Origin of the sequence: Streptomyces solicamelliae (assembly GCF_045348655.1) — a bacterium.
Taxonomy (GTDB): domain Bacteria; phylum Actinomycetota; class Actinomycetes; order Streptomycetales; family Streptomycetaceae; genus Streptomyces; species Streptomyces solicamelliae.
The window spans coordinates 4,320,067-4,344,964 of the sequence record NZ_CP160404.1 but is presented as its reverse complement, the minus strand read 5'-3'; the positions used below and the strand labels follow the sequence as shown (position 1 = coordinate 4,344,964).

Sequence of the window (24,898 nt, the reverse complement as noted above, 5' to 3'; positions counted from 1 at the left end):
CGCGCCCTTCACGTCAGTGCGCCGCGGCCGCGGCCGCGCGCTCCGCCGCCTCGACCACGTTCACCAGCAGCAGCGCCCGCGTCATGGGGCCCACGCCGCCCGGGTTCGGGGAGATCCAGCCGGCGACCTCGGTCACGCCCGGGTCCACGTCGCCGCGGATCTTGCCCTCGCCGTCGCGCGAGACGCCGACGTCCAGGACGGCCGCGCCCGGCTTCACGTCCTCCGGCTTGATCAGGTGCGGCACGCCCGCGGCGGCGATGATGATGTCCGCCCGGCGCAGGTGCGCGGCCAGGTCCTTGGTGCCGGTGTGGCACTGCGTCACGGTCGCGTTCTCCGAGCGGCGGGTGAGCAGCAGCGGCATCGGGCGGCCGATGGTGACACCGCGTCCGACGACCACGACCTCCGCGCCCTTGATCTCCACGCCGTGCCGGCGCAGCAGCTGGATGATGCCGTTCGGGGTGCAGGGCAGCGGCGCCGGCTCGTTCAGGACGAGGCGGCCGAGGTTGGTCGGGTGCAGGCCGTCGGCGTCCTTCGCCGGGTCCATCAGCTCCAGGACGCGGTTCTCGTCGATGCCCTTGGGGAGCGGCAGCTGCACGATGTAGCCGGTGCAGGCCGGGTCCTCGTTGAGCTCGCGGACGACCGCCTCGATCTCCTCCTGCGTGGCGGTCGCGGGGAGTTCGCGCTGGATGGACGCGAGGCCGACCTGCGCGCAGTCGCGGTGCTTGCCGGCGACGTATTTCTGGCTGCCCGGATCGTCGCCGACCAGGATCGTGCCCAGGCCGGGCGTGAAGCCCTGCTCCTTCAGGGCGGCCACCCGGGTGGCCAGGTCGGACTTGATCTCGGCCGCGGTGGCCTTGCCGTCGAGGATCTGCGCGCTCATACGGCCATCCTCCCGGATGACCCCGCCCATGTTCCAATCCGGACATCGGGAGATGTCGGTCACGCCCGTATCGACCGGGTTCGCGGTTGCACTCCTGCAACACATCTGCATTCCGGCTGGACAAACTTACGCCCCACTTATGACGATGGGGTCCGAACAGTGCCGCGGGCACTGCCGGGGGGCGCACCGCAACATCTTCACTCTGCTTGTTTCCTCCTGGTGGCCGCGTCGTCCCCGCAACGGAGGAAAGACCCCAACATGAGCTTCGGCGACCCGAACAACCCGTACGGGCAGCAGCCCCAGCAGGGCGGCCAGCCCGGTTACGGTTACCCGCAGCAGCAGCCGCAGCAGCCGGGCGTGCCGCCCCAGCAGGGCTACGGCTACCCGCAGCAGCAGCCGGCGCAGCCGTACGGCGCCGCCCCGCAGGCGCCGGGCACGCTGCAGGCCAACAACGGCTACATCAACGTGCCGGTCCTCGGCACCGTCCAGGTCGCCTCGATGGGTGCGCGTTTCGGTGCCCGTCTGATCGACTGGGTCGCCATCGGCATCATCTACTGGGTCCTGACGGCGATCGGCCTGGCGGGCGCGGTCGGCGCGACGGAGTCCATCGACGACTGCTCGGGCATGGACCCGCTGTCCCCCGCGTACGACACCTGCATCAACAACGCGGCGCAGCAGGCCGGCGAGGCCGCGGGCGGCATGATCGCCGCCCTCTTCGGCGTGCTCCTCCTGCTCGCCATCGCCACCATGCTCTACGAGTGGCTGATGATCGCCTTCGTCGGCGCCACGCTCGGCAAGATGGCCCTCGGCCTGCGCGTCATCAAGGAGAACACCGGTCAGAAGCCGGGTCTGGGCGGCGGTTTCATCCGCTGGGTCATCCCGATCGTCGGTTCCTTCCTCTGCGGTATCGGCCAGATCCTGGTCTTCGTCTCCCCGTTCTTCGACAACTCCGGCAAGCTGCAGGGCTGGCACGACCGTGCGGCCGGCACGCTGGTCATCAAGAAGTAACCGCTCCACCGCTTCACCGCTTCACGCGAAGGCCCACCGGTCCGGAGACCGGTGGGCCTTCGCGCGTTCTGCGTTCGTTTATCGCCGCTTCCTACCCTGGCGCCCACACCTCGGGGAAAGGAAGCTCGCCATGCACAGCATCATCGTGGTGCCCGCACACGCCACGAGCCCGGCCGACCAGCTGCGGCTGGCCCCCGGCGAGCGGCTCCACTTCGGCCGCGTCGCCCCCGTCTGCGGACGCCCGCACCTGGGGCTCGGGCACCCCGGGGTGTCCCGTACCGCCGGCGAGATCACCGCCACCGGGACGTACTGGGCGCTCAGCAACTTCAGCGGCGGCGCGACGTACGTCGTGGAGAACCCGGAGGGTGCGGGCGAGCACGTGAAGGTCGCGCCGGGGCGCGTCGAGGCGCCGATCCCCTTCGAGTTCGCGCGGGTCGTGCTGCCCGCCGGCCGCGAGCTGCTCGACTTCGCGGTCTGGGCGCCGCGCCACGACTACGTCCAGGCGGAGGCGCCCGGCGCCGGCGGCGAACCGACCGCCCTGGCCTTCCCGCTGGACCGGAGCAAGCGGTACTTCCTCGTCCTCGCCGCCCTGTGCGAGGCCCGGCTGCGCGGCGAGTTACACGCGCCGCTGCCCACGGTCGAGGAGGTCTGCACCCGGCTGCGCCCGCAGTGGCCGGCCGTCAACCGGGCGGCCGTGCAGTGGAACATCGACTACTTGGCGGTGAAGCTCCGTCTCAAGCCCGGCCCGGACCAGGCCGAGACCGGTCCGCGGCTCAACGGCAAGAAGGAGACGCTGGTGTCCCTGGCGCTCCGCTTCGACCTGGTCCGCGAGGACGACCTGACGGCGCTGGCGGTGCCGAACGGGACAGTGCCCGACGGGACGCTGCGGTGAGCCCGTACCCGCTCGCCGTTCCCACCGGCTACCGGGTCGGTCCCTGGACCGTGGAACGCCCCCTGGGCGCGGGCGCGTTCGGCAGCGTGTACGCGGCGGTCCGGGACGCCGGGCCCGGGGAACTCCCCCCGCGGGCGGCCCTGAAGTTCCTGCCGACCGGCACCCGTACCCCGCGCCAGCTGCGCCATCTGCGGGACCTGGCGGAGCGGGAGGTGGAGCTGCTGGGCCGGCTGCGTTCGCCGCGGCTGATCCGGATGTACGAGGCGCTGACCGTCGACGACCCGGCGCACCCGGAACTGGACGGCGCGACCGTGCTCGTCCTGGAGGAGGCGGCGGAGTCGCTGCAGACGGCGCTGCCGCGGCTGTCGGCGACGGACCGGGCGCGGGTGCTGGCGCAGGTCTGCGAGGGCCTCGCACAACTGCACGGCGCAGGCTGGGTGCACGGCGACCTCAAGCCGGGGAACGTGCTGCTGATGGCGGACGGATCGGCGCGGCTCGGGGACTTCAGCACGGCGAGCGAGCTGGACGGCACCCACGCGTACTCCCCCGCCTTCGCGACGGCCGACTACACCCCGCCGGAGCTGCTGTGGTCCGAGTTCGGCGAGCACGGCACCCGGATCCGTCCCACGGCCGACCTGTGGGCCTTCGGCGTCCTCGCCCACCTGGTCCTCACCGACGGCCTCCCGCTGCCCGGCGGCACCCCCTCGGCCCGCCGCGACGCGGCGGTGCGGTACGCGCGGGGCGCCGAGGAACTGCGCCTGTCGCCGGAACTCCCGGCCGCGTGGCGGGAGATCGTCGCGGACTGCCTGAGCGCCACCCACGAGGACCGCGCCCGCCGCGCCGGCCGCACGGCGGAGCCCCTGTCGGCCCGCGTACGGGCGGCCGCCGCCGGCCGGCCCCCGCGCCGGCCCCGCCGCCGGGCGCTCGCGGCGGCGGGCGGCGTCCTGGCCCTGGCGGTGGCCGGCCTCGGGGTGACGCTGCTGCCGGACGAGCGGCCGCCCGGCTCTCCCGAGGCGTCCGGCTACGAGCGCTGCGCGTCCCGTTCGGTCTGCTTCTTCTCCGAGCCGGAAGGCGGCGGCGAGATGTGCGCCTGGGACGGCGACGACCCCGACTGGTTCGACGGCGTGAGCGACTGCGCCTGGGCCGCCGCGTCGAGTCCCCGCTCCGTGTACAACAACGGCGGACCGGACCCCGGCGGCTACATCCGCGTCGCCTACTTCGCGCGGATCGGCCTGCAGAACCGCCTGGGCTGCGTGGAGAGGGGCGACCGGCGCAACCTCCCGGCCGAACCGGGGGTCCGGTCCCACACGTGGGCGAAGACCTGCTGACCCGCCGCACCCTCGGGACGTCCGAGTACGGCCGCGGCGGCCGTTCCCGGGACCGTGGACCCCTGCCCGTACGCGTCCCGTACTCGTACGCAAGGAGGATCCCGACCGCGTCGTTCGCACACGCCCGCACCACGCTGCTCACGCTCCTCGCCGCGGTGGCGCTCACCCTCGGGGTGGGCGTCACCGGCGCCGACCGGGCGGAGGCGGCGGAGGGCGGCAGCGCCTGCCTCCACTACGGCGCGGCGGAAGGGCGGGGCGACTTCCCCTCCCCCGGCCGCACGAGCGGCTCGGTGACCTGGCGAGGCGAGTGCTGACCCCACCACCGGCGCGGCCGGGGCCCGCACCCCGTTCCCGTGGGGTGCGGGCCCCGGCCCGGGCGTCACGCGTAGATGGGGCGTCCCAGCTTGATCGTCGGCTCGCCGGAGCCGCACTCGCCGCCCCACTCGACCCGGTTGAGAGCCGTGGGCGCCGGGAAGTTCACCCAGGAGCCGGCGGTCCAGCCGGAGCCGGGCTCGTCGAAGTGGAGGCACCCCGTCACCTGACGGTAGTGGTCGCCGTAGTTCGCCCACCCCGAGTACCGGATGTGGTCCGCGTTCCATTCCGCGGTGCCCCTGTTCGCCAGCGAACGGATGCCGGTGACGCTCCCGGACCAGTTGCCGACGCGGTCCAGCCTGACCGATCCGGTCCGGTCCGTACCGGAGAAGGCGCAGAACTCGGTCACGTTGCAGGACCCGTCCGCGTCGGCCGCCTGCGCCGTGCCCGGCATCGCCAGGACCGCGCCGAGCGCCGCACCGGCGGCCAGCGCGGCGACGGAGCGACGGCGTGTGGTGTTCCTCATGATCTCCCCCTGAGGTCGTTCCTGTTCTGGACAGGAACGACCGTAGGGAGAGCCCGGCCCGGGGCGTTACTCGGACGTGCGAGGGTGCCCCGGGCCGGCCGTGCCGCGGATCAGTGGAAGAAGTGGCGGGTGCCGGTGAGGTACATCGTGGCGCCGGCCTTCTTCGCGGCCTCGATCACCAGCTCGTCGCGGACCGAGCCGCCGGGCTGGACGACCGCCTTCACACCGGCGTCCAGGAGGATCTCCAGGCCGTCGGGGAAGGGGAAGAACGCGTCGGACGCGGCGTACGCGTCACGGGCGCGCTCCTCGCCGGCCCGTTCGACGGCGAGCTTCGCGGAGTCGACACGGTTGACCTGGCCCATGCCGACGCCGACCGAGGCGCCGTCCTTGGCGAGCAGGATCGCGTTGGACTTGACCGCACGGCACGCCTTCCAGGCGAAGGCCAGCTCGGCGAGCTCCTCGGCGGACAGGGCCTCACCGGTCGCGAGGGTCCAGTTCGCCGGGTCGTCGCCGTCCGCCTGGAGGCGGTCGGTGACCTGGAGCAGCGCGCCGCCGTCGACCGGCTTGACCTCGACCGGGTTGGCCGGGGCGCCGTCGGCCTTCAGGACGCGGATGTTCTTCTTCCTGGCGAGGACCTCGACCGCGCCGTCCTCGTAGCCGGGGGCCACGATGACCTCGGTGAAGATCTCGGCGACCTGCTCGGCCATGGCGACCGACACCGGGCGGTTGACCGCGATCACGCCGCCGAACGCGGACAGCGGGTCGCAGGCGTGCGCCTTGCGGTGCGCCTCGGCGACGTCCTCGCCGATCGCGATGCCGCAGGGGTTGGCGTGCTTGATGATCGCCACGCAGGGCTCGGCGTGGTCGTACGCGGCCCGGCGCGCGGCGTCGGTGTCCGTGTAGTTGTTGTACGACATCTCCTTGCCGTGCAGCTGCTCCGCCTCGGCGAGGCCGCCCGTGCCGTCGACGTACAGCGCGGCACCCTGGTGCGGGTTCTCGCCGTAGCGCAGCACGTTCTTGCGGGCGTAGGTGGCGCCGAGGAAGTCGGGGAAGCCCGAGTCGTCGGCGGCCGCGTAGTCGTCCGCGAACCAGGAGGCGACGGCCACGTCGTACGCGGCGGTGTGCTGGAACGCCTCGGCGGCGAGCCGCTTGCGGGCGGTCAGGTCGAAGCCGCCGGCGGCGACCGCGGTCAGGACGTCCGCGTACCGCTCCGGGCTGGTGACGATCGCGACCGAGGGGTGGTTCTTGGCGGCGGCGCGGACCATCGACGGGCCGCCGATGTCGATCTGCTCGACGCACTCGTCCGGGGTCGCGCCGGAGGCGACGGTCTCGCGGAACGGGTACAGGTTCACGACCACCAGGTCGAACGGCTCCACGCCCAGCTCGGCGAGCTGCTCGCGGTGCGCGTCGAGGCGGAGGTCGGCGAGGATGCCGGCGTGCACCCGCGGGTGCAGGGTCTTGACCCGGCCGTCCAGGCACTCGGGGAAGCCGGTCAGCTCCTCGACCTTGGTGACCGGGACGCCGGCCGCGGCGATCTTCGAGGCGGTGGAGCCGGTGGAGACGAGCTCGACTCCGGCCTCGTGCAGCCCCTTGGCGAGCTCCTCCAGGCCCGTCTTGTCGTAGACACTGATCAACGCGCGACGGATGGGCTTATTCACCGACATGAACCTTTCGTCCCTCAATGCGGTAGCCGTTGCGGGCGAGACGCCCCACGACCTCGACGAGCAGCGAGCGCTCGACTTCCTTGATGCGCTCGTGCAGAGCGGCTTCGTCGTCACTGTCCCGGACCTCGACCACGCCCTGGGCGATGATCGGGCCGGTGTCGACGCCGTCGTCGACGAAGTGGACGGTGCACCCGGTGACCTTCGCGCCGTACGCGAGGGCGTCGCGCACGCCGTGCGCTCCGGGGAAACTGGGCAGCAGCGCGGGGTGCGTGTTGACGACCCGGCCGCCGAAACGGGCGAGGAACTCCTTGCCGACGATCTTCATGAATCCGGCCGAGACGACCAGGTCGGGCTCGTACGCGGCCGTGGCCTCGGTCAGCGCCCGGTCCCACTCCTCGCGGCTCGCGTGGTCCTTGACCCGGCAGACGAAGGTCGGCAGTCCGGCGCGCTCGGCGCGCTCCAGACCGGCGATGCCGTCGCGGTCGGCACCGACCGCGACGAGCTCCGCGCCGTACCCCTCGGGGTCCGCGGCGACCGCGTCGAGCAGGGCCTGCAGATTGGTACCGGACCCGGAGACCAGGACGACAAGGCGGGCGGCAGCCACTGGGTCACTCTTTCCGTGGTGTTTGTGCGGTCGTACGAACGAATCGCATCCCTGGATACGGGGAACCCTACGAAGGGTCCGACCGTCAGCAACGATACCGGCACACCGGACGGCCCCCGGGGGACGGGGGCGTGGCCGGGGGGTAGCGTCTGCAGACGACGCCGGACGACGACACGCCCAGCGCCTCGCCGCGACGACAGAGGGAAGACGTTCACCACATGCCGGACCGCCGCCGTACGGAACGCCAGTCCACGGACGACAACAATCCGTTCGCGCCGCCGCCGGAGGGCGCGCCGGACCAGCCCTGGCAGCCGCGGCGGCCGGAGGGCGCGGACGACGACAGCGCCCCTTCCGGTGACGCCCCGGACTCCTCCCGCCGCTGGAGCAGCCGCCAGCCGGGCCGTTCCTCGGCCGGCTGGGGCCGCCGCCCCGAGAGCGGCCAGGGCGGCGGGCCCGAAGGTCCGCCGGAGGGCCCCGGCCTGAAGTGGGACCCGACGGACCCGGCGCAGCGGCGGGCGCGGTACGCGCTGCTCGCGGGCATGTGGGCGTTCTTCTTCGCGATCTTCAGCCTCTCCGAGCTGGCCCTGCTGCTCGGCGCGCTGGCCCTGTACTGGGGCATCAGCTCGCTGCGCGCCAAGCCGAAGCCGCCGGAGCCCGACGCACCCCAGCCGCCCGCGGGCGCCACGTCCCGCAAGCCGCAGCGCAGGGCGGCGATCAGCGGACTGGTGACGGCGGTGCTGGCGCTGCTGATCGTGACGACGGGCTTCGTGTTCCGCCTGGTGTACAGCGACTACTTCACCTGCGTGGAGGACGCCCTGACCGAAACCGGCCGCCAGTCCTGCACCCAGCAGCTGCCGGAGCCGTGGCAGAAGCTCTTCGAGGAGAGCAACCGGGTCTAGCCGGCGTCGGGAGCCGCCGGCTGTGCCGCCGGTGGCTCCTGCTCCGGCGGGGTCTCCGGCCCCGGCAGAGGCTCCTGCTCCGGCGGGGTCTCCGGACGCGCCTCTCCGGACGCCGGGGTCTCCCAGGCCGCCGGGAAGAGGTCGTAGGGCTCGTAGGGGTCCTCGGCCGGCGGTTCCGGCTCGGGGGCGGGGACGGCGGCCGCGGGCGGCACGAGGGGCGTCGGCTCCGGGTCGGCCGCCGTCGGCTCCTCCTCCGCCGCCGTCGCGTCGGCGCGGCGGGCCCAGGCCCGTACACCGAGCGCCACCGGGACGCCGAGGGCCGCGGTCCACAGCGCCGCCGCCGGGCCCGTCGCCCACCACACCGGGCCGAACGCGGCGAGCCGGGCCACGCCCAGCGGCCCGCCGGACGCCGCCGCCAGCAGGGCGATCACTACCCCGCACAGGCCCGCGGCCTGGAGGGTCGTCCACGTCGTGGCCCGCGCCGTCCAGGTCGTCGCCACCCGTCCGGTACGCCGGCCGAGCGCGACGCCCGCCGCCAGCGGCACCGCCGTCGCGAGCCAGTGCGCCCACATGACGGGCCCCGGCTGCGGCAGGGCGGCGAGCAGGGGGAAGGCCGGTACGACGGGGGTCCCGGTGACCACGTACGGGCTCGCCACCGCGCCCGTGCCCAGCATCACGCCCGGCCCCAGGCCGTACGCCGCGCCCCACACCGCCGCGTTCGGGAGCAGCAGCAGGATCAGCAGCGCCAGCGCGAGCCGCCCGGACCACTCGCCCGCGAGGCCCGTGTACGCGTCCCCGGCCGCCGCGGCGTGCCAGACCAACGAGGCCGCGACCAGGACCGTGCCCCCGGCCAGCAGCGTCAGCAGCCCCACGGCCGCCGACCGCAGCGCCACGCCGACGCGCGGCACCCGCCGGGCCAGCGGCGCGATCGGCCGGCCGTTCGCGGTCCACGCGCCCGCGCCCGCCGCCGCGAGGGTCACCCCGGGCAGCCAGAACACCGCCGCGAGCGGGTCCGCGGGGAACGGGCCGGCCGCCGCGTACAGCACGACCGCCGCGCCCACCAGCAGATAGCCGCCGGTCACGGCGCCCACCGCGCCGGCCGCCGCCAGCCGGGGGCGGCCGTCCTCCGCCTCCATCACGTCGCGCGCGGCCCGGTGCGCCAGCCAGCCCGGCAGCGCGACGAGCAGCAGCGGGGCGATACCGAGCGGCGCGGGCACACCGGTGAGGGTGTCGGTCCGGACCAGGTCCACGCCGTGCGCGAGGAGCCACAGGCCTGCGGCCACGTGCAGCGCCCCGCCGGGGCCGCTGTCGGGGTACGGCGAGCTGATCCACAGCACCGTGACCAGCACCGCGAGCGCGCCCAGGCCCAGCCCGGCGGCGACTCCGCCGCGCACCACGGCACCGGCCAGGACGGCGGAACGGCCGCCGCGGACAAGGGCGTTGGTCGCGGGCGCGGGGGCCTGCTCGGTGAGATGGGTCACCCGCCCCATGCTGCCAACGACACGCGCTTTTGTGGCGTAACAGGCAATAGTCCGTTGTGTCGTTCAAGATACATTTATGTGCTTTTACGGCCAGTGCAGCGCTCCGGGAGGTCGTCGTCCATGAGCCAGGGCACCGCACGCTCCGACTCCCTGCCCTCCCCCAAGGAACGCCGCAGGCTGCGCGAGGCGAAGGCGCTGACCGAGGACCAGGTCGCCGAGGCGCTGGGCGTCACCCGGGCGACCGTCCGCTCCTGGGAGACCGGCCGCTCGAGCCCCCGCGGGCGCAAGCGGGAGGCGTACGCGAAGCTGCTGAGGGCGGAGGAGCCCGAGCCCGAGCCCCCGAAGCGCACCCGCAAGCCCCCCAGGCGCCCGGCTACCCACCCCCGCACGTCCCCGCCCCCGGCCCCGCCCGAGGACCAGCAGGGTCACGAGGACCGTGAGGACGGCGAGGACCGCCAGGAGCACCTGAAACCGGCCCCGGAGCCGGACGAGGCCGCCGTACGCGCGCCGGTGGCCGTACGCGCCGCCGAGGCCGTGCCCGAGACCGTACGGACCGCCGAGGCCGTGCCCGAGACCGTACGGACCGCCGAGGCCGTACGGGCTCCGGAGGCGGCTCCTGAGCGCTCCGAGGCCCCCCGTGCCGAGCCGGCACCCGCCCCGCCGGTCCCCGAACCGCCCGTCCCCGCCCCGCCCGACGAGCCCCCGCTCACCCCCGAGGGCGCGTTCGACGAGCTCTACGCGTTCGCCGCGCCCGGTCTTGTGCATCAGACCTATCTGCTCACCGGGCGGCGCCGGCTCTCCCGGGAGTCCGTGGAGCGGGCGTTCCATCACGCCTGGATGCACTGGCCCGAGGTCGCCGTCGACCGGGACCCGGTCGGCTGGGTGCGGGCCGCGGCGTACGAGTACGCGCTCTCGCCCTGGCACCGGCTGCGCCGCGCCCACCGGCACCCCGACGCCCCGCCCACCGAGGCCGGCCGCCGGGCGATCCTGCAGGCCCTCCTGGAGCTGCCCCCGCCGTACCGCCGCACCGTGCTGCTGTACGACGGCCTCGGCCTGGACCTGCCCGAGACGGCCGCCGAGACCGAGGCGAGCACCCCGGCGGCGGCGAACCGCCTCATCTACGCCCGCGACTCCATCGGCCGCCGGATCCCCGAACTGGCTGATCCGGACGCGCTGCACGAGCGGCTGCGCACGCTGGTGGCGGAGGCCCCGACGGTCTCCCTCGCGCCCGCGCGCGCGGTGCGCGGCGGCAGCGAGCGCCGCACCAGGCTGTTCACCCGCTCGACGTACGTCCTGACCGCGGCGCTGATCGGCGCGACGGCGTTCACGCTCCACACCGCGCCCACGCAGTACCTGCCGAAACTCGCCCCGGGGCAGGCCGTCGAGGGCGTGCCGGCGCACGGCGGACCGGAGCGGCTGGACAAGGAGGACGAGCAGCTGCGCGACGCCCTGCGCTCGCTGCCGCACCACGGGCCGGAGCGGCTGGTGCCGCTGGCGCGGTGAGCCGGTGGGCCGGTGAGTACGCGGGTGGGCCCCGCCCCCGGAAGTCCGGGAGCGGGGCCCACCTGTGCCTGTGCGGTCAGGCCGCTGCGCTTCAGCCCGCGAGGATCGCGCGCGCCAGCTTCGCGGTCTCGGTCGGCGTCTTGCCGACCTGGACGCCGGCGGCCTCGAGGGCCTCCTTCTTCGCCTGGGCCGTGCCGGAGGAGCCGGAGACGATGGCGCCGGCGTGGCCCATGGTCTTGCCCTCGGGCGCGGTGAAGCCCGCGACGTAGCCGACGACCGGCTTGGTGACGTTCGCCTTGATGAAGTCGGCCGCACGCTCCTCGGCGTCGCCGCCGATCTCGCCGATCATGACGATCAGGTCGGTGTCCGGGTCGGCCTCGAAGGCCGCCAGGGCGTCGATGTGCGTGGTGCCGATGACCGGGTCGCCACCGATGCCGACGGCGGAGGAGAAGCCGATGTCACGGAGCTCGTACATCATCTGGTACGTCAGCGTGCCGGACTTCGAGACCAGACCGATGCGGCCCGGCTTCGTGATGTCGCCCGGGATGATGCCGGCGTTCGACTGGCCCGGGGTGATGAGACCGGGGCAGTTCGGGCCGATGAGGCGGGTCTTGTTGCCCTTCTCCACCGCGTACGCGTAGAACGCGGCGGAGTCGTGCACGGCGATGCCCTCGGTGATGACGACGGCGAGCGGGATCTCGGCGTCGATCGCCTCGACCACGGCGGCCTTGGCGAAGGCCGGCGGGACGAAGAGGACCGAGACGTTGGCGCCGGTCTCCTTCATCGCCTCGGCGACGGTGCCGAAGACCGGGACCTCGGTGCCGTCGAAGTCGACGACGGTGCCGGCCTTGCGGGGGTTCACGCCACCGACGATGTTGGTGCCGTCACCCAGCATGAGCTTGGTGTGCTTCATGCCCGTGGCACCGGTCATGCCCTGGACGATGACCTTGCTGTCCTTGTTGAGGAAGATAGCCATGGCTGTGGTTTCCCCTGTCCCTTACTTCGCAGCCGCGAGCTCGGCGGCCTTGTCGGCCGCGCCGTCCATGGTGTCCACGCGCTGCACGAGCGGGTGGTTGGCGTCCGACAGGATCTTGCGACCCAGCTCCGCGTTGTTGCCGTCGAGGCGCACGACCAGCGGCTTGGTGACTTCCTCGCCCTTCGAGGCGAGCAGCTCCAGGGCCTGGACGATGCCGTTGGCGACCTCGTCGCAGGCGGTGATGCCGCCGAAGACGTTGACGAACACGGACTTGACGTCCGGGTCGCCCAGGATGATCTCCAGGCCGTTCGCCATGACCTCGGCGGAGGCGCCGCCGCCGATGTCGAGGAAGTTGGCCGGCTTCACGCCGCCGTGGTTCTCACCGGCGTACGCGACGACGTCCAGGGTCGACATGACCAGGCCGGCGCCGTTGCCGATGATGCCGACCTCGCCGTCGAGCTTGACGTAGTTGAGGCCCTTGGCCTTGGCGGCAGCCTCGAGCGGGTTGGCTGCGGCCTTGTCCTCGAGCGCCTCGTGCTCGGGCTGACGGAAGTCGGCGTTCTCGTCGAGGGACACCTTGCCGTCGAGGGCCAGGATGTCGCCGGAGGCGACCTTGGCCAGCGGGTTGACCTCGACGAGGAGCGCGTCCTCGGCGACGAAGGTCTTCCACAGGGTCACGAGGACCTCGGCGACCTTCTCGGCGACCTCGGCCGGGAACTGCGCCTGGGCGACGATCTCGCGGGCCTTGACGATGTCGACGCCCTTGTTGGAGTCGACCGGCACCTTCGCGAGCTTCTCGGGGGTCGTCGCGGCGACCTCCTCGATGTCCATGCCACCGGCCACGGAGGCCATGGCGAGGAAGGTGCGGTTGGTGCGGTCGAGGAGGTACGAGACGTAGTACTCCTCGACGATCTCCGGAGCGGTCTCCGCGATCATCACCTTGTGGACCGTGTGGCCCTTGATGTCCATCCCGAGGATGTCCGTCGCGCGGGCGACGGCCTCGTCCGGGGTGGCGGCCAGCTTGACGCCGCCGGCCTTGCCGCGGCCGCCGACCTTCACCTGCGCCTTGACGACCGACTTTCCGCCGAGACGCTCAGTGGCCTCGCGCGCCGCCTCAGGCGTGTCGATCACTTCACCGGCCAGCACCGGTACACCGTGCTTGGCGAAGAGGTCCCTCGCCTGGTACTCGAACAGGTCCACGCGCGTCCGTCCCTTTTCTGATGATCGCGGTTCGTTGTCTGCGTGGGCGTGCCGCGGAGGGCAACGTGACTACGCTGTCACAAGGGAGGCGTACACGGTGTCCGTGGACGCGGCATGTCCGTCTCGCAGGTTATCCCTGCCGGACGTGGGTCCCTAAATCGCAGGTACCGACCAGGCGGTGATACGGGTCACAGACCGTGGGCGCCGCGGGGCGTTCCGTAGGGGCGGGGGCAGGCGGCCCCCGGCCTCTTGTGCCAGGCGGGGGACGGCCTTTGGGAGCCTCACGACGCGCCGGTCCTCAGGGTGAGGTGCGAGCGCGCCGGGATGTGATATGGGCCTCAGTGCGGTGGGAGAGGGCCGGGCGGGTGGTGACGGGCTGCGGAATCCGTGGTGGCGCCCGGCGGGGCCGGGCGCCACCACGGGAGGGGGATCAGCCGCCGTAGCCCGGGAGGTAGTCCGGGGTGACCGTGACGGCGACGCTGCGGACGCCGGAGACGGCGTTGCCGGCGAGCGGGGTGGCGCCGTCGGTCACGGCGCCGGTGAGGCCGGTGGCGCTGCCGCCGACGCCCTGGACGACCGGCTGGACCTGGTCGGTCACCGCGGTGACCACGGGCGCGACGGCGCCGGTGACGCCGTCGGCGAACCGCGGGACCTCGGTGACGACGCCGCCGGCCAGGGTGCCGGCGTCGCTGAGGGCCAGGCCGGCGACCGGGAGCAGGGAGGCGACGGCGCGCGCCGCGAGGGGCGGCAGCACGTCCTGCGAGGCGCCGGCCACGACCGGGGCGGCCTGGGCCTGCAGGTCGCCGACGTGGGCCGGGGTGCGCTCCACCTCGGTCGTGAAGGCGGAGAGCGGGCCGAAGAGGTAGTCGACCTCGTCGTCGCCCACGGACGGGGCGTCGAGGGACGGGGCGCCGAGGGACGGCGTGGCGACGGAGGGGACGCCCACGGACGGGGCCTGGACGGTCGGGGCCTGGACGGCGGGCTTCGCCGCGGGGACGGCGGCCTGCGGGAGCTCGACGACGTCCTGGACGGCGCCGGTCACGCCGGTGACGGTGTCGAGCAGGCCGCCGTCCGCGTCGGGGGTGGTGTCCGGGGTCAGGTCCGGCTTGGCCAGAGGGACGTCGACGGGCAGCTCGGAGGCGTGGGCGGCGGCGGTACCGATGGCCCACATGCCGGTGGCGGTCGCGGCGACGGCGAGGGAACGACGGAGGTTCTGGTTCACGGGAAAGTCTCTTTCTCGAATTCTTCGGCTTTGGTGCGAGCAGGCGGGGAAGCGGCCTGCTCTAGCCGGGGAACTCGAGAACGTCGTCGGCGCGGTCGAGGAGGACGGCGACGGTCGCGGGCAGCGTCGCGCCGCGGACCGGGCCGCCGCACGGGGTGCGCGCGGGCAGCGTCGCCGGGTACTCGTCCCCGCCGCGCGGCGCGCCGGACTGTCCGGCCGCGACGGCCCCGCAGGGCCGGCCGGGGGCCGGGTCGTGGGTGGGGGCGGGGGTCGGTTCGTAAGCGGAGGCCGCGGTCGCGGCGGCGTGCGGCCCGATGCCGTTCTCGACGACGAGGAGGTGGCGGACGGCCGCGGCCGCCGGTACGGATCCGGGCACGGCCGCCTCGGGCTGCGCCTGCGCGGCGGCGGACGGCGCGGGCTGCGGGGACGCCGGCTGCGCCGGAAGGTCCGGGAGCCCGGGAGGTACCTGTGCGGGCGCGGGGTCGCGCACGTCCCCCACGGCCTCGGTGACGTCGCGGACGACCGGCGCCTGCGCGGCCCGGTCCAGCGTGGCGTGCACCGTCTCGCGCAGCGCGTCCTCCACGGGCGCGGCGGCCGACCGGGTCGCCGTGACCGTCTCGTTCACGACCTGCCCGGCGTACGTCTCCGCCTGCTGCAGCGCCGGCCGCGTGCCTACCGGCGCGGTGACGGACCCGGCCGCCTCCTCCACGGCCCGGCCGGTCTCCGCGACGGCCGCCGACACCTGCTGCCGGACCGGCTGCGGTACCGGCTCCGCGGCCTCCGCGCGACCGCCGAAGGCGAGCCCGAGGAGGAGAAGTCCGCCCAGGAACACCAGGATCCCCAGCGCGCGCCGCAGCGCCCCGGCGCGCTCGGGGCGCGGGGCAGGGTGCGGCAGGGCGACTGCGGGGGACACGGGGCCTTCCTGAGGCAGGGTGAGGAGGCGGCACGGAACGGGGCGTTCCGGCGTATGCGGCCCGATGCTCGCACGAGACTCCCCCGGTCACGCAAGTCCCCTGTTACTGATGAGTCGCCATGTCCGGTATGGGCAGTGTGCGTTTCTCCAGGGCCGCGGCCATCACGTCCGGGAAGAGGTCGGGGGTGCAGGCGAAGGCCGGCACGCCGAGCGCCGCGAGCGCGGCCGCGTGGTCGTGGTCGTACGCCGGCGTCCCCTCGTCGGAGAGCGCGAGCAGCGCGACGAACTGCACCCCGGCCGCCTTCATGGCCGCGACGCGCTGCAGCATCTCGTCGCGGATGCCGCCCTCGTACAGGTCGCTGATCAGCACCACGACCGTGTCGGCGGGGCGGGTGATCCGGCCCTGGCAGTACGCCAGGGCGCGGTTGATGTCCGTGCCGCCGCCGAGCTGGGTGCCGAACAGCACGTCCACCGGGTCGTCCAGGCGGTCCGTCAGGTCGACGACGGAGGTGTCGAAGACGACCAGCCGGGTGTCCAGCGAGCGAAGCGAGGCGAGGACGGCCCCGAACACCGCCGCGTAGACGACCGAGGCCGCCATGGAGCCGGACTGGTCGACACAGAGCACCACGTCCTTCTTCACCGAGCGGGCCGAACGGCCGTGCCCGATCAGCCGCTCGGGCACCACCGTGCCGTGCTCCGGCAGGTAGTGCTTCAGGTTGGCCCGGATCGTGCGGTCCCAGTCGATGTCGCCGTGCCGGGGCCGGCGGATCCGCGCGGAGCGGTCGAGGGCGCCGGTGACGGTGACACGGGTGCGGGCGACGAGCCGCCGCTCCAGGTCGGCGACGACCTTGCGGACGACGGCGCGGGCGGTGTCCCGCGTCGTCTCCGGCATCGCCTTGTTCAGCGCGAGCAGCGTGCCGACGAGGTGGACGTCCGCCTCGACGGCCTCCAGCATCTCCGGCTCCAGGAGCAGCGTGGCGAGCCCGAGGCGGTCGATGGCGTCGCGCTGCATGACCTGGACGACCGGCCCCGGGAAGTACGTCCGGATGTCGCCGAGCCAGCGGGCGACGGCCGGCGCGGAGCCGGCGAGTCCGGCGGTCCGCCCCCGCGCGGCCGCCGCCGGTCCGGGGGCCTCGCCGTACAGCGCGCCGAGCGCGGCGTCCATCGCGGCGTCCCGCCCGGTCACCGGCTGCCCGGTGCCGTCCGCCTCGCCGCCGCCGAGCACCAGCCGCCACCGCCGCAGCCGCTCGTCGCCCGTCGTCCCCTGCTCCGTGCCGCTCATCGCTCCACCCCCGTGGTGCTGTCCGTTTCCGTCCCCAGCAGCAGCCGCAGCACCGGGAGGACGGCGTCCGCCCGTGCCGTGTCGAGTTCCTCGGCGAAGCCGGGGACACCGGCGCGGACGCGGGCCGCGGCGGCCGAGGGGCCGCGGGCGACCAGCTCGCCGAGGGTGCGGCGGACGGCCGGCTCGTACCCGGAGAACGTGCGGCGCAACAGCGGCAGCACGTCCGTGAAGGCGTCCTGCGGGACCCCGGTCAGCCAGGCGTCCATCAGGCCGAGCAGCCGCTCGTCGTGGACGAGCAGCATCCCGCCGCCGCTCGCGCCCCCGGCGAAGCCCTCGATCCACGCGGCCGCGGCGGCCGGCGGGACGCCGGGCGACAGCGCGAGGCCCATGAGCCGTGCCGTGCCCTCGGCGTCGAGCCGCCCGTCGTCGAGGAGGAGCCGGGCGGCCCGGCCGCGTATCAGGCCCGCGACCGCGTCCCGGGTGGCGAGGCGGAGCAGCACCCCGGTCCAGCGGTCGGTCCGCGCGGTGTCGGCCGGGAGCAGGCCGAGCGCGGTGTGCACGGCGTCGAGGTGGCCGCGCAGCTCCTCGGCGGCGTCGTGGTCGAGCCCGGTGCAGGCGGGCGGGAGCCCGACGCAGATCCGCTCGGCGAGTCCGGCGGCCACCCCGGCGAGCGCGGCGGTGTCGGTGCCGCGGACGTCGCCGTACCGCAGGGCGCGGGCCAGCGCGGGCAGCGCCTGGGCGAGATGGCCGACGTCGGCGTCGAGCGCGGCCCGGTCGGCGAGGACGCGCATCACGACCGGCAGGGCGGTGGAGAGCCCGGCGAGCAGGCACTGCTCGGCGAGCGTGGTGACGTCGGCGAGACCGCCGGCGCCGGTGGCCCGGGCCTCGGCGCGGGCGGCCGCCGCGTCGTGGACGGTGGTGCCCCAGACTCCGGCCTCGGCGACCCGGACGTGCAGCTCCGGCTCCCAGCGCAGCCGCCAGGTCTCCCGGAACGTGCCCGTGCCGGTCCGGCCGGCGACCGGCACGCCCCAGTCGACGCCGAGCAGCCGCAGCCGGTGCAGCAGACGGCTGCGGGCGGTGTCGTTGTCCTTGCGCAGATCGAGCTCCAGCTCGCGCTCCCGCGCCTCGGGTCTGAGCCGCAGGCTCCGCTGCAGCCGGTCGAGGTCGCGCTGCAGGGGCACGGCGGGGGCGCCGGCCGGGACCTCGCCGATCACGTCGCCGACGACGAGCCGGTCGCGGACGAGGGCGAGCGGCACGTCGGAGCCGGCGCAGAACACGGCCCGTACGGCGTCGGTGGTCTCGCCGAGCCCGGCCAGCGGTCGGCCGCGGAGGGCCGCGAGGGTGTCGGCGAGCCGGACGGCCTCGATGACCTCGGCGGGCGAGACCGGCTTGTCCTCCTCGCGGAGCAGCCCGGCGACCCGGGTCAGCCAGCGTTCGACGGGCCGGTCGGGGGCGGCGAAGAGGTGTCCGTACCAGCCGGGCGCGTCGATGCCCGCGCCGTAGCCGGAGCGGCGGGCGAGCCGGCGGTGGGTCCAGGGCACCCACGTCGTCTCGGTCCGCACCTTGGGCAGGCCCTTGAGCAGGGCCCGGTCGGCGGCGACGGTCGTCCGGCGGCGCAGGGCCGGCACATGCCAGGCGCCGCAGACGACGGCGACCCGGTCGTCGCCGAACTCCTTGCGCGCGGCGCGCAGTTCGAGCCGCATGTGCGCCTCGCGGACGAGGTCGCGGCCGTGGCCGCCCGCGCCGTACGTCTCGCGCAGCACGCCCATGGCCTCGGCGACGGCCTCGAACGGGGCGCGCGGGTCGCCGTCGCCGCGGTGCTCGATCACGTCCTCCCACCAGCGCTCGGGGTCGTCGTGCCCGGCGGTGCGGGCGAGCACGGCGATCGGGTCCACGCGCAGCCCGGCCGCCGGGTCCGGCCGGTGCAGCTCCTCCTCGTCGCCGTCGCCCCAGGTCGGATCGGCGTTCAGGGCGAGGGTGGTGGCGGCGGGCAGATCGACGAACCGGGCGGCCGCGCCGTGCTCCAGGGCCCACCGCAGTGCCACCCACTCCGGTGAGAACGCGGCCATCGGCCAGAACGAGGCCCGTCCGGGGTCGTCCACGGCGTGCGCGAGCAGGGCGACAGGCGGCCGCATCGCGGGGTCCGCGGCGAGCGGCAGCAGTGCGTTCCCCTCCGGCGGCCCCTCGATCAGCACCGCCGCCGGCCGCGCCGTGTCGAGCGCCGCCCGCACGGCCCGCGCCGAGCCGGGACCGTGGTGCCGCACCCCGAGCAGCAGGGCTCCGGTGTCCGCCGTCATGCGCTCACCTCGCGGCAGGCGCGGTAGAAGTCCTTCCAGCCGTCCCGTTCGCGGACGACCGTCTCCAGGTACTCCTGCCAGACGACCCGGTCGGCGGCCGGGTCGCGGACGACCGCGCCGAGGATGCCGGCGGCGACATCGGCGGGGCGGAGCACGCCGTCGCCGAAGTGGGCGGCGAGGGCGAGGCCGCCGGTGACGACGGAGATCGCCTCGGCCGTGGACAGCGTCCCCGAGGGGGACTTGAGCTTGGTGCGGCCGTCCGCGGTGACCCCGTCGCGCAGCTCGCGGAAGACCGTGACGACCCGCCGTATCTCGTCGACGCCGTCCGGCACCGCCGGGAGGTCGAGGGAGCGGCCGATCTGGTCCACCCGCCGGGTGACGATGTCGACCTCCGCGTCGGCGGTGGCGGGCAGCGGCAGCACGACGGTGTTGAAGCGGCGGCGCAGCGCGCTGGACAGCTCGTTGACCCCGCGGTCCCGGTCGTTGGCGGTGGCGATCAGGTTGAAGCCCTGGACGGCCTGCACCTCCTCCCCCAGTTCCGGGATCGGCAGGGTCTTCTCGGACAGTATGGTGATGAGCGTGTCCTGCACGTCCGCGGGGATGCGGGTGAGCTCCTCGATCCGCGCGGTGGCGCCCTCGGTCATGGCCCGCATGACGGGCCCGGCCACCAGCGCCTCGCGGCTGGGGCCGTGGGCGAGCAGCTGCGCGTAGTTCCAGCCGTACCGGATCGCCTCCTCCGGTGTGCCGGCCGTGCCCTGGACGAGCAGCGTGGAGTCGCCGCTGACGGCCGCGGCGAGATGTTCGGAGAGCCAGGTCTTCGCGGTGCCGGGCACGCCGAGCAGCAGCAGCGCCCGGTCGGTGGCGAGTGTGCTGACGGCGACCTCGACGATCCGCCGCGGCCCCACGTACTTCGGCGTGATCACCGTCCCGTCCGGGAGTGTGCCGCCCAGCAGATAGCGGGCGACGGCCCAGGGCGAGAGCAGCCAGCGGGCGGGGCGGGGACGGTCGTCGGCGGCGGCCAGCGCGGCGAGTTCGGCGGCGAAGGCGTGTTCCGCGTGCGGGCGCAGCGCGTCGCTCGTGTCCTTGTGCGCAGAGACGGTCGTGGTTTCGGGCACGGTCATGGTTCCCCCTCCAGATCGTTCGACCCGACGCACTCCACGGTGCACCACGCCACTGACAACCGCCCCGCGGACGGCCGTTGTCGCAGGTCGGGGCGATTGTCAGTGGGGCCCCGTACGGTCGTTGCCATGAGTCGGACGGGGGTTCGCATGGGGGTGCGGTGGACGTCGGAGCAGGTGCTGGCACTGGCTTCTGACGAGACGTCACGCAGCGCGGGGGGCCGACTCGGTGTGGCCGGGCCGTGGTCCGCGACGGGTTGCTCCGGAGCGGTGGTGTGGGGGCGGTGCAAGGGCGGTGGCAGCACGCCGTACGGGACGGTCGTCGACCTGACCGGACCGGCGTTCGCCTGTGACTGCCGGAGCCCGAGGTCCCCGTGCAAGCACGCACTGGGACTGCTGCTGCTCTGGGCGGCGGACGACGGGACGGTCGCGACGGGGGACGTGCCGGAGTGGGCGGAGCCGTGGCTCGCGGCCCGCCGGGAGGGGGCCGCGGGGGGCGGCGCCGGCACGGGGGGTTCGGGGAGAGGTGCGGCGGGCGGGGTCGGCGCGGGCGGCGCCGTCCCGCCCGCCGGACCGGCCGACCCGGAGGCGGCGCGGCGGCGCGCCGAGCGCCGGGCGGCCCGGATCACCGCGGGCGCGCGGGAGTTGGAGCAGCGGCTGGCCGACCTGGTGCGCGGCGGGCTGGCGGCGGCGGAACAGGAGGGGTACGGGCTGTGGGAGGAGACCGCGGCCCGCATGGTCGACGCGCAGGCACCCGGACTGGCGGGGCGGGTGCGGGAGTTGGGAGCGATACCGGGCTCCGGCCCGGGCTGGCCGGTGCGGCTGCTGGAGGAGTGCGCGCTGACGCATCTGCTCGACCGGGCCTGGCTGTCGCTGGACCGGCTGCCGCCGGAGCTGGCGGCCACGGTGCGCACGCGCGTCGGGCTGACGGCGCCGGCGGACGGGCCGCCGGTGCGGGACCGGTGGCAGGTGCTCGCCCGGTACGACACGCCGGACGCGAAGCTGACGGCGCGACGGATCTGGCTGTACGGGCGGGAGTCCGGCCGCACGGCCCTGCTGCTGTCGTTCGGCCCGCCGGGCCGGGCCCCCGGGCTCGACCTGCCGGTGGGCACGGTCCTGGACGCGACGCTGGCCGGTTACCCAGGCGCCGCCCAGGTCCGCGCGGACCTGCTGGAGCAGCACGGCGCGCCGGTCCCGGCGGCCGGTCCGCCGGGGTGGGGGTCCTCCCGGCCGGAGCCTGGGGGAGGGACGACGGCGGAGGCGATAGCCGCGTACGGCCGGGCCCTGCGGGACGACCCCTGGCTGGACGCGGTCCCGGCGGTGCTGGCGGCGGTGGTCCCGGCGGTGTCGGACACCGGCCGGCTGCTCCAGGACGGCGCGGGCGCCCTCCCGCTGACGCCCGCGGCGCTCGCCGGCCCGGGCCTGTGGCGGCTGGTCGCGCTGTCCGGGGGCGGTCCGCTGACCGTCTTCGGCGAATGCGGCCACCAGGGCTTCACGCCCCTGGCGGCCTGGTCCCCGGAGGACCCGGCGGAGACGGTGGCGCTGGCATGACGGACGGGGAGCGGAGGGATCCGATGCAGGAAGAGCTGGTCGCCTCGGCGCTGCTGGGGACCGGGCGCAGGCCCGGCGGGCCGGGGGCCGAGGCCGTGCTGGACGCGGCGGCGGTGCACGCCGTGCGGCGGCGGGCGGGGCTGCGGGCCGGGGCGCCCGTGACGCTGCCGGAGCCCGCGCCGTACGACGAGCGGGCGCCGCTGCCCGGGGCGGCGCGGCGGCGGCTCGCGCAGTTGCTCGCGGGGCGGGCCGCGCCCGCGCCGGCCGGGGGGCGGCGGGGGGCCGCGCCCGATGTCGCCGAGCTGCTGCCGCAGTGGCTCGCGGCGGCCGGGCGGTACGGGTACCGGGCGCCCGCCTCCGCGCTGCCGGCGCTGCTGGACGCGGCCCGGGCCCGGACGGACCTGCGCCCGGCGGCGCTGGCCTTCGCCGGTCCGCGCGGGCTGTGGCTGGCCCGGCAGAACCCGGAGTGGCGGTTCGCGCTGCGGGGTGCGGCGGGGGGCGCGGCGCTGCCGCCGGTCGGCGACCACGGGGCCGTACGGCGGCTGTGGGACGAGGGTCTGTTCGCGGAGCGGGTCGCGCTGCTCGCCGCGGTACGGGCCGCGGATCCGGCCGCCGGGCGGGAGCTGCTCGCCGCGACGTGGGCGGCCGAGCGGGCGGAGGACCGGCTGATGTTCCTCGACTCGCTGCGGGCGGGGCTCTCGGACGCGGACGAGGAGTTCCTGGAGACGGCGCTGACGGACCGCAGCCGGAACGTCCGCTCCACGGCGGCCGAGCTGCTGTCCGCGCTGCCCGCGTCGGCGCTGGCCGCGCGGATGGCGGACCGGGCGACGTCCTGCGTCGCGTTGGACCGTTCGGGTGACGGCGGTCCGGGCGTCTTCGTGGAGGCGCCGCACGAGTGCGACGCCGCGATGCAGCGGGACGGGCTGGTGTGCACGCCGCCGCCGGGGCGGGGCGAGCGGTCGTGGTGGCTGGGCCAGCTGGTGGAGTACGCGCCGCTGTCCTGCTGGCAGGACCGGCTCGGCGGGCGGACGCCCGCGGAGATCGTCGCCCTGCCGGTCGCGGACGACTGGCAGCCCGAGCTGCACGCGGCCTGGTCGCGGGCGGCGGTGCGGCAGCGGGACGCGGCCTGGTCCCGGGCGCTGCTCGGCTCGCCCAGCACCTCGTCGCTGGCGGAGCGGGCGAAGCTGCTGGCCACGCTGGAGGAGGACGAGCGGGCGGAGTGGGTGGCCGACTTCGTGTCGGCGCACGGGCTGTCGGAGGCGTTCCAGCTGCTCGGGGTGTGCGCGGTGCCGTGGGCGGAGCCGCTGGGGCGCGCGGTGGTCGACGCGCTGGACATCGCCCGGGACGCGGGCAGCTACCCGTGGAGCTTCAGCGGCGTGATGGGCCTCGCGGAGCGCTGCCTGGACCCGGGCGCGGCGGGGCGCCTGGAGGCCCTGACGACGCTGGTCGCCGAGGGCGAGGACGCGGCGCCGGGCGCGGCGGGCTACTGGTCGGAGGCCTTCCAGCGCCTTGTCTCCACGCTGCGGCTCCGCGGGGCGATGCACGAGGAACTCGTCCCGCATCCACGGTGACGCCCCGGCGCGGCGCGCGCCACCGCCGGGGCCGGCCCCGGCGTCAGGCCGCTACACGGACGTTGGCGTTGACCCAGTCGACGATGGACGCCGTGGTCGCCCCCGGCGTGAAGATCTCCGCGACGCCCTTGTCCTTCAGCGGCGGAATGTCCGCGTCGGGGATGATGCCGCCGCCGAAGACCTTGATGTCCTCCGCGTCGCGCTCCCTCAGGAGCTCCAGGACCTTCACGAAGAGCGTGTTGTGCGCGCCCGACAGGATCGACAGGCCGATCGCGTCGGCGTCCTCCTGGATCGCCGTGTCGACGATCTGCTCCGGCGTCTGGTGCAGACCGGTGTAGATGACCTCCATACCGGCGTCGCGCAGCGCCCGCGCGATGACCTTGGCCCCGCGATCGTGGCCGTCGAGACCCGGCTTGGCCACCACCACGCGGATCGGACCGGTCACACCCATCACTGCCTCCACATGCGACCCCCGCACCCGACGGGCCGGGGAGGTGAACGAACGTTATCCGCCAGCATCCCGCACCGGGCCGTTTCGCGGTGGACACCGAGGGGGAAATCACACGGTGGGACAATGTTCGCTCTGCGCCGCACCCCGCGTGAGCCGCACCGGGTCGGCCGCAAGGGAGTCGCCCGGGGCCGCGTGTCGCACTACGCGCCACGCGCCCGGCCGCTCCCCCGCGCCCCGGTCGGGAGGTGTCGGCGATGGAGTTCACGGAGATCCGGCAGATCGGCCAGTTCGGCCCGCTCGGCCACATCAGCCACCTCGGCGATGTCGGACGACAGCTGGGCCTGGAACGGCTCGCCCGCCTCTCCCCCGCGCTCAAGGCCGGGGCCCTGGAGCTGGCCATCCTCACCGGGCATCTGCTCCTCTACCCCTCCGGCCTGGTTCCCGAGCGCGCCGCCGACGCCGGTACGGACGCCGACGCGCCCGCCACCCTCGGCGCGCCCCGCCGGCCCGTCGTCCTGCTGCACGGGTTCGTGGACAACCGTTCCGTCTTCGTCCTGCTCCGCCGCTCTCTCGCCCGCCACGGCTGGCGGCACGTGGCGGCGCTCAACTACTCCCCGCTGACCTGCGACCTCCGTACCGCCGCCGAGCTCCTCGGTCGGCACATCGACGCGATCCGCGCCCGCACCGGCCACCAGCAGGTGGACGTCGTCGGGCACAGCCTCGGCGGGCTCATCGCCCGTCATTACGTACAGCGCCTCGGCGGTGACGCGCGGGTGCGCACCCTCGTCACCCTCGGCACCCCGCACTCCGGCACCGCGGTCGTCGCCCCGCTGGGCGACGCGCACCCGCTGGTCCGCCAGATGCGGCCCGGTTCCGCCGTCCTCGCCGAGCTCGCCGCGCCCGCCCCGGGCTGCCGCACCCGGTTCGTCAGCTTCTGGAGCGAACTGGACCAGATCATGGTCCCGGTCGAGACCGCCCGGCTCGACCACCCCGACCTCCAGGTGCACAACGTCCGGGTGTCCGGTATCGGCCATCTGGCGCTCCCGGTCCATCCGGCCGTCGTCGCCGGCATCCGGCAGGCGCTCGCCTCCGACGGCCTGAGCGTCACGACCGAGGGGGACGAGCCCCGCGACAGCGCCGCCTCCGTGGCCTGACGGACCGTCACTCGGCGACTGTTCTTCGAACGTTCCTCGAACACAAGGCCAAGGCTCTGCCCGCTG

At 75.0% G+C, this 24,898-nt stretch carries 22 protein-coding genes; 9 read left to right on the top strand and 13 right to left on the bottom strand.

Annotation, left to right across the window (positions count from 1 at the left end; translation table 11 throughout):
- Positions 1-13: 13 nt before the first annotated feature.
- Complete coding sequence (locus tag ABZO31_RS20330) at positions 14-880, bottom strand: bifunctional methylenetetrahydrofolate dehydrogenase/methenyltetrahydrofolate cyclohydrolase (RefSeq protein WP_406862647.1); 867 nt, start codon at positions 878-880, stop codon at positions 14-16.
- 258 nt (positions 881-1,138) lie between these two features.
- Between ABZO31_RS20330 and ABZO31_RS20325 the strand changes: the two genes are divergently transcribed.
- The 4 genes from ABZO31_RS20325 to ABZO31_RS20310 all read left to right on the top strand — a co-directional run bounded on the left by ABZO31_RS20325 (position 1,139) and on the right by ABZO31_RS20310 (position 4,422).
- Positions 1,139-1,888 carry an RDD family protein gene (locus ABZO31_RS20325; RefSeq protein ID WP_406862646.1) on the top strand — a complete coding sequence of 250 codons (750 nt, stop codon included), beginning with the start codon at positions 1,139-1,141 and terminating at the stop codon, positions 1,886-1,888.
- 130 nt (positions 1,889-2,018) lie between these two features.
- Positions 2,019-2,780: an FHA domain-containing protein gene (locus tag ABZO31_RS20320; RefSeq protein ID WP_406862645.1), complete on the top strand. Its 762-nt coding sequence runs from the start codon at positions 2,019-2,021 to the stop codon at positions 2,778-2,780.
- The gene (locus ABZO31_RS20315) at positions 2,777-4,108 is read left to right on the top strand and encodes a serine/threonine-protein kinase (protein WP_406862644.1); all 1,332 of its coding nucleotides are present in this window, start codon (positions 2,777-2,779) and stop codon (positions 4,106-4,108) included. The genes ABZO31_RS20320 and ABZO31_RS20315 overlap by 4 nt, the downstream gene beginning before the upstream one ends.
- Positions 4,090-4,422 carry a hypothetical protein gene (locus ABZO31_RS20310; RefSeq protein WP_406862643.1) on the top strand — a complete coding sequence of 111 codons (333 nt, stop codon included), beginning with the start codon at positions 4,090-4,092 and terminating at the stop codon, positions 4,420-4,422. The genes ABZO31_RS20315 and ABZO31_RS20310 overlap by 19 nt, the downstream gene beginning before the upstream one ends.
- Before the next feature lie 65 nt (positions 4,423-4,487).
- Here ABZO31_RS20310 and ABZO31_RS20305 read toward each other — a convergent pair whose 3' ends face one another.
- From ABZO31_RS20305 to purN, 3 genes are all read right to left on the bottom strand, one after another.
- On the bottom strand, positions 4,488-4,946 hold the full coding sequence (locus ABZO31_RS20305) for a hypothetical protein (RefSeq protein WP_406862642.1): 459 nt from the start codon (positions 4,944-4,946) through the stop codon (positions 4,488-4,490).
- Positions 4,947-5,056: 110 nt separating this feature from the next.
- Positions 5,057-6,610 (bottom strand): bifunctional phosphoribosylaminoimidazolecarboxamide formyltransferase/IMP cyclohydrolase, encoded by a 1,554-nt coding sequence (purH, locus tag ABZO31_RS20300; RefSeq protein ID WP_406862641.1) that lies wholly within the window; start codon positions 6,608-6,610, stop codon positions 5,057-5,059.
- A complete protein-coding gene (gene purN / locus ABZO31_RS20295) occupies positions 6,597-7,214 on the bottom strand; it encodes a phosphoribosylglycinamide formyltransferase (RefSeq protein WP_406862640.1) in 618 nt (205 codons plus the stop codon). The genes purH and purN overlap by 14 nt, the downstream gene beginning before the upstream one ends.
- A 218-nt stretch (positions 7,215-7,432) precedes the next feature.
- Here purN and ABZO31_RS20290 point away from each other — a divergent pair, with 218 nt between their 5' ends.
- Positions 7,433-8,113, top strand: a complete 681-nt coding sequence (locus tag ABZO31_RS20290; protein WP_406862639.1) for a hypothetical protein — start codon at positions 7,433-7,435, stop codon at positions 8,111-8,113.
- Here the strand turns inward: ABZO31_RS20290 and ABZO31_RS20285 are convergent.
- The gene (locus ABZO31_RS20285; RefSeq protein ID WP_406862638.1) at positions 8,110-9,594 is read right to left on the bottom strand and encodes a DUF6350 family protein; all 1,485 of its coding nucleotides are present in this window, start codon (positions 9,592-9,594) and stop codon (positions 8,110-8,112) included. The genes ABZO31_RS20290 and ABZO31_RS20285 overlap by 4 nt on opposite strands.
- 120 nt (positions 9,595-9,714) lie before the next feature.
- Between ABZO31_RS20285 and ABZO31_RS20280 the strand changes: the two genes are divergently transcribed.
- Positions 9,715-11,097: a sigma factor-like helix-turn-helix DNA-binding protein gene (locus tag ABZO31_RS20280; RefSeq protein WP_406862637.1), complete on the top strand. Its 1,383-nt coding sequence runs from the start codon at positions 9,715-9,717 to the stop codon at positions 11,095-11,097.
- A 91-nt stretch (positions 11,098-11,188) separates the two neighbouring features.
- On the opposite strand, the gene sucD is transcribed toward ABZO31_RS20280, so the two are convergent.
- From sucD to ABZO31_RS20245, 7 genes are all read right to left on the bottom strand, one after another.
- Positions 11,189-12,073, bottom strand: coding sequence for a succinate--CoA ligase subunit alpha (gene sucD, locus ABZO31_RS20275; protein WP_406862636.1), 885 nt, complete (start codon positions 12,071-12,073; stop codon positions 11,189-11,191).
- 21 nt (positions 12,074-12,094) lie between these two features.
- Positions 12,095-13,273, bottom strand: a complete 1,179-nt coding sequence (sucC, locus tag ABZO31_RS20270) for an ADP-forming succinate--CoA ligase subunit beta (protein ID WP_265867563.1) — start codon at positions 13,271-13,273, stop codon at positions 12,095-12,097.
- A gap of 430 nt (positions 13,274-13,703) precedes the next feature.
- Positions 13,704-14,495, bottom strand: coding sequence for a hypothetical protein (locus ABZO31_RS20265; RefSeq protein WP_406862635.1), 792 nt, complete (start codon positions 14,493-14,495; stop codon positions 13,704-13,706).
- Between the two features lie 61 nt (positions 14,496-14,556).
- Positions 14,557-15,408: a hypothetical protein gene (locus tag ABZO31_RS20260; RefSeq protein WP_406862634.1), complete on the bottom strand. Its 852-nt coding sequence runs from the start codon at positions 15,406-15,408 to the stop codon at positions 14,557-14,559.
- Positions 15,409-15,511: 103 nt separating this feature from the next.
- Positions 15,512-16,690: a VWA domain-containing protein gene (locus ABZO31_RS20255; protein ID WP_406862633.1), complete on the bottom strand. Its 1,179-nt coding sequence runs from the start codon at positions 16,688-16,690 to the stop codon at positions 15,512-15,514.
- Entirely contained in the window at positions 16,687-18,987 is a 2,301-nt protein-coding gene (locus ABZO31_RS20250; RefSeq protein ID WP_406862632.1) for a DUF5682 family protein, read from the bottom strand. Before ABZO31_RS20250 ends, ABZO31_RS20255 begins: the two co-directional genes overlap by 4 nt.
- Positions 18,984-20,108, bottom strand: coding sequence for an ATP-binding protein (locus ABZO31_RS20245; protein WP_406862631.1), 1,125 nt, complete (start codon positions 20,106-20,108; stop codon positions 18,984-18,986). The genes ABZO31_RS20250 and ABZO31_RS20245 overlap by 4 nt, the downstream gene beginning before the upstream one ends.
- A gap of 126 nt (positions 20,109-20,234) precedes the next feature.
- Here ABZO31_RS20245 and ABZO31_RS20240 point away from each other — a divergent pair, with 126 nt between their 5' ends.
- Positions 20,235-21,656 (top strand): SWIM zinc finger family protein, encoded by a 1,422-nt coding sequence (locus ABZO31_RS20240; RefSeq protein ID WP_406862630.1) that lies wholly within the window; start codon positions 20,235-20,237, stop codon positions 21,654-21,656.
- Positions 21,653-23,227: a DUF5691 domain-containing protein gene (locus ABZO31_RS20235; protein ID WP_406862629.1), complete on the top strand. Its 1,575-nt coding sequence runs from the start codon at positions 21,653-21,655 to the stop codon at positions 23,225-23,227. Before ABZO31_RS20240 ends, ABZO31_RS20235 begins: the two co-directional genes overlap by 4 nt.
- A 43-nt stretch (positions 23,228-23,270) precedes the next feature.
- On the opposite strand, the gene ABZO31_RS20230 is transcribed toward ABZO31_RS20235, so the two are convergent.
- Positions 23,271-23,678, bottom strand: a complete 408-nt coding sequence (locus ABZO31_RS20230; protein WP_406862628.1) for a cobalamin B12-binding domain-containing protein — start codon at positions 23,676-23,678, stop codon at positions 23,271-23,273.
- Between the two features lie 254 nt (positions 23,679-23,932).
- On the opposite strand from ABZO31_RS20230, the gene ABZO31_RS20225 reads away from it, so the two are divergent.
- A complete protein-coding gene (locus tag ABZO31_RS20225) occupies positions 23,933-24,832 on the top strand; it encodes an esterase/lipase family protein (protein WP_406862627.1) in 900 nt (299 codons plus the stop codon).
- Positions 24,833-24,898 lie beyond the last annotated feature (66 nt).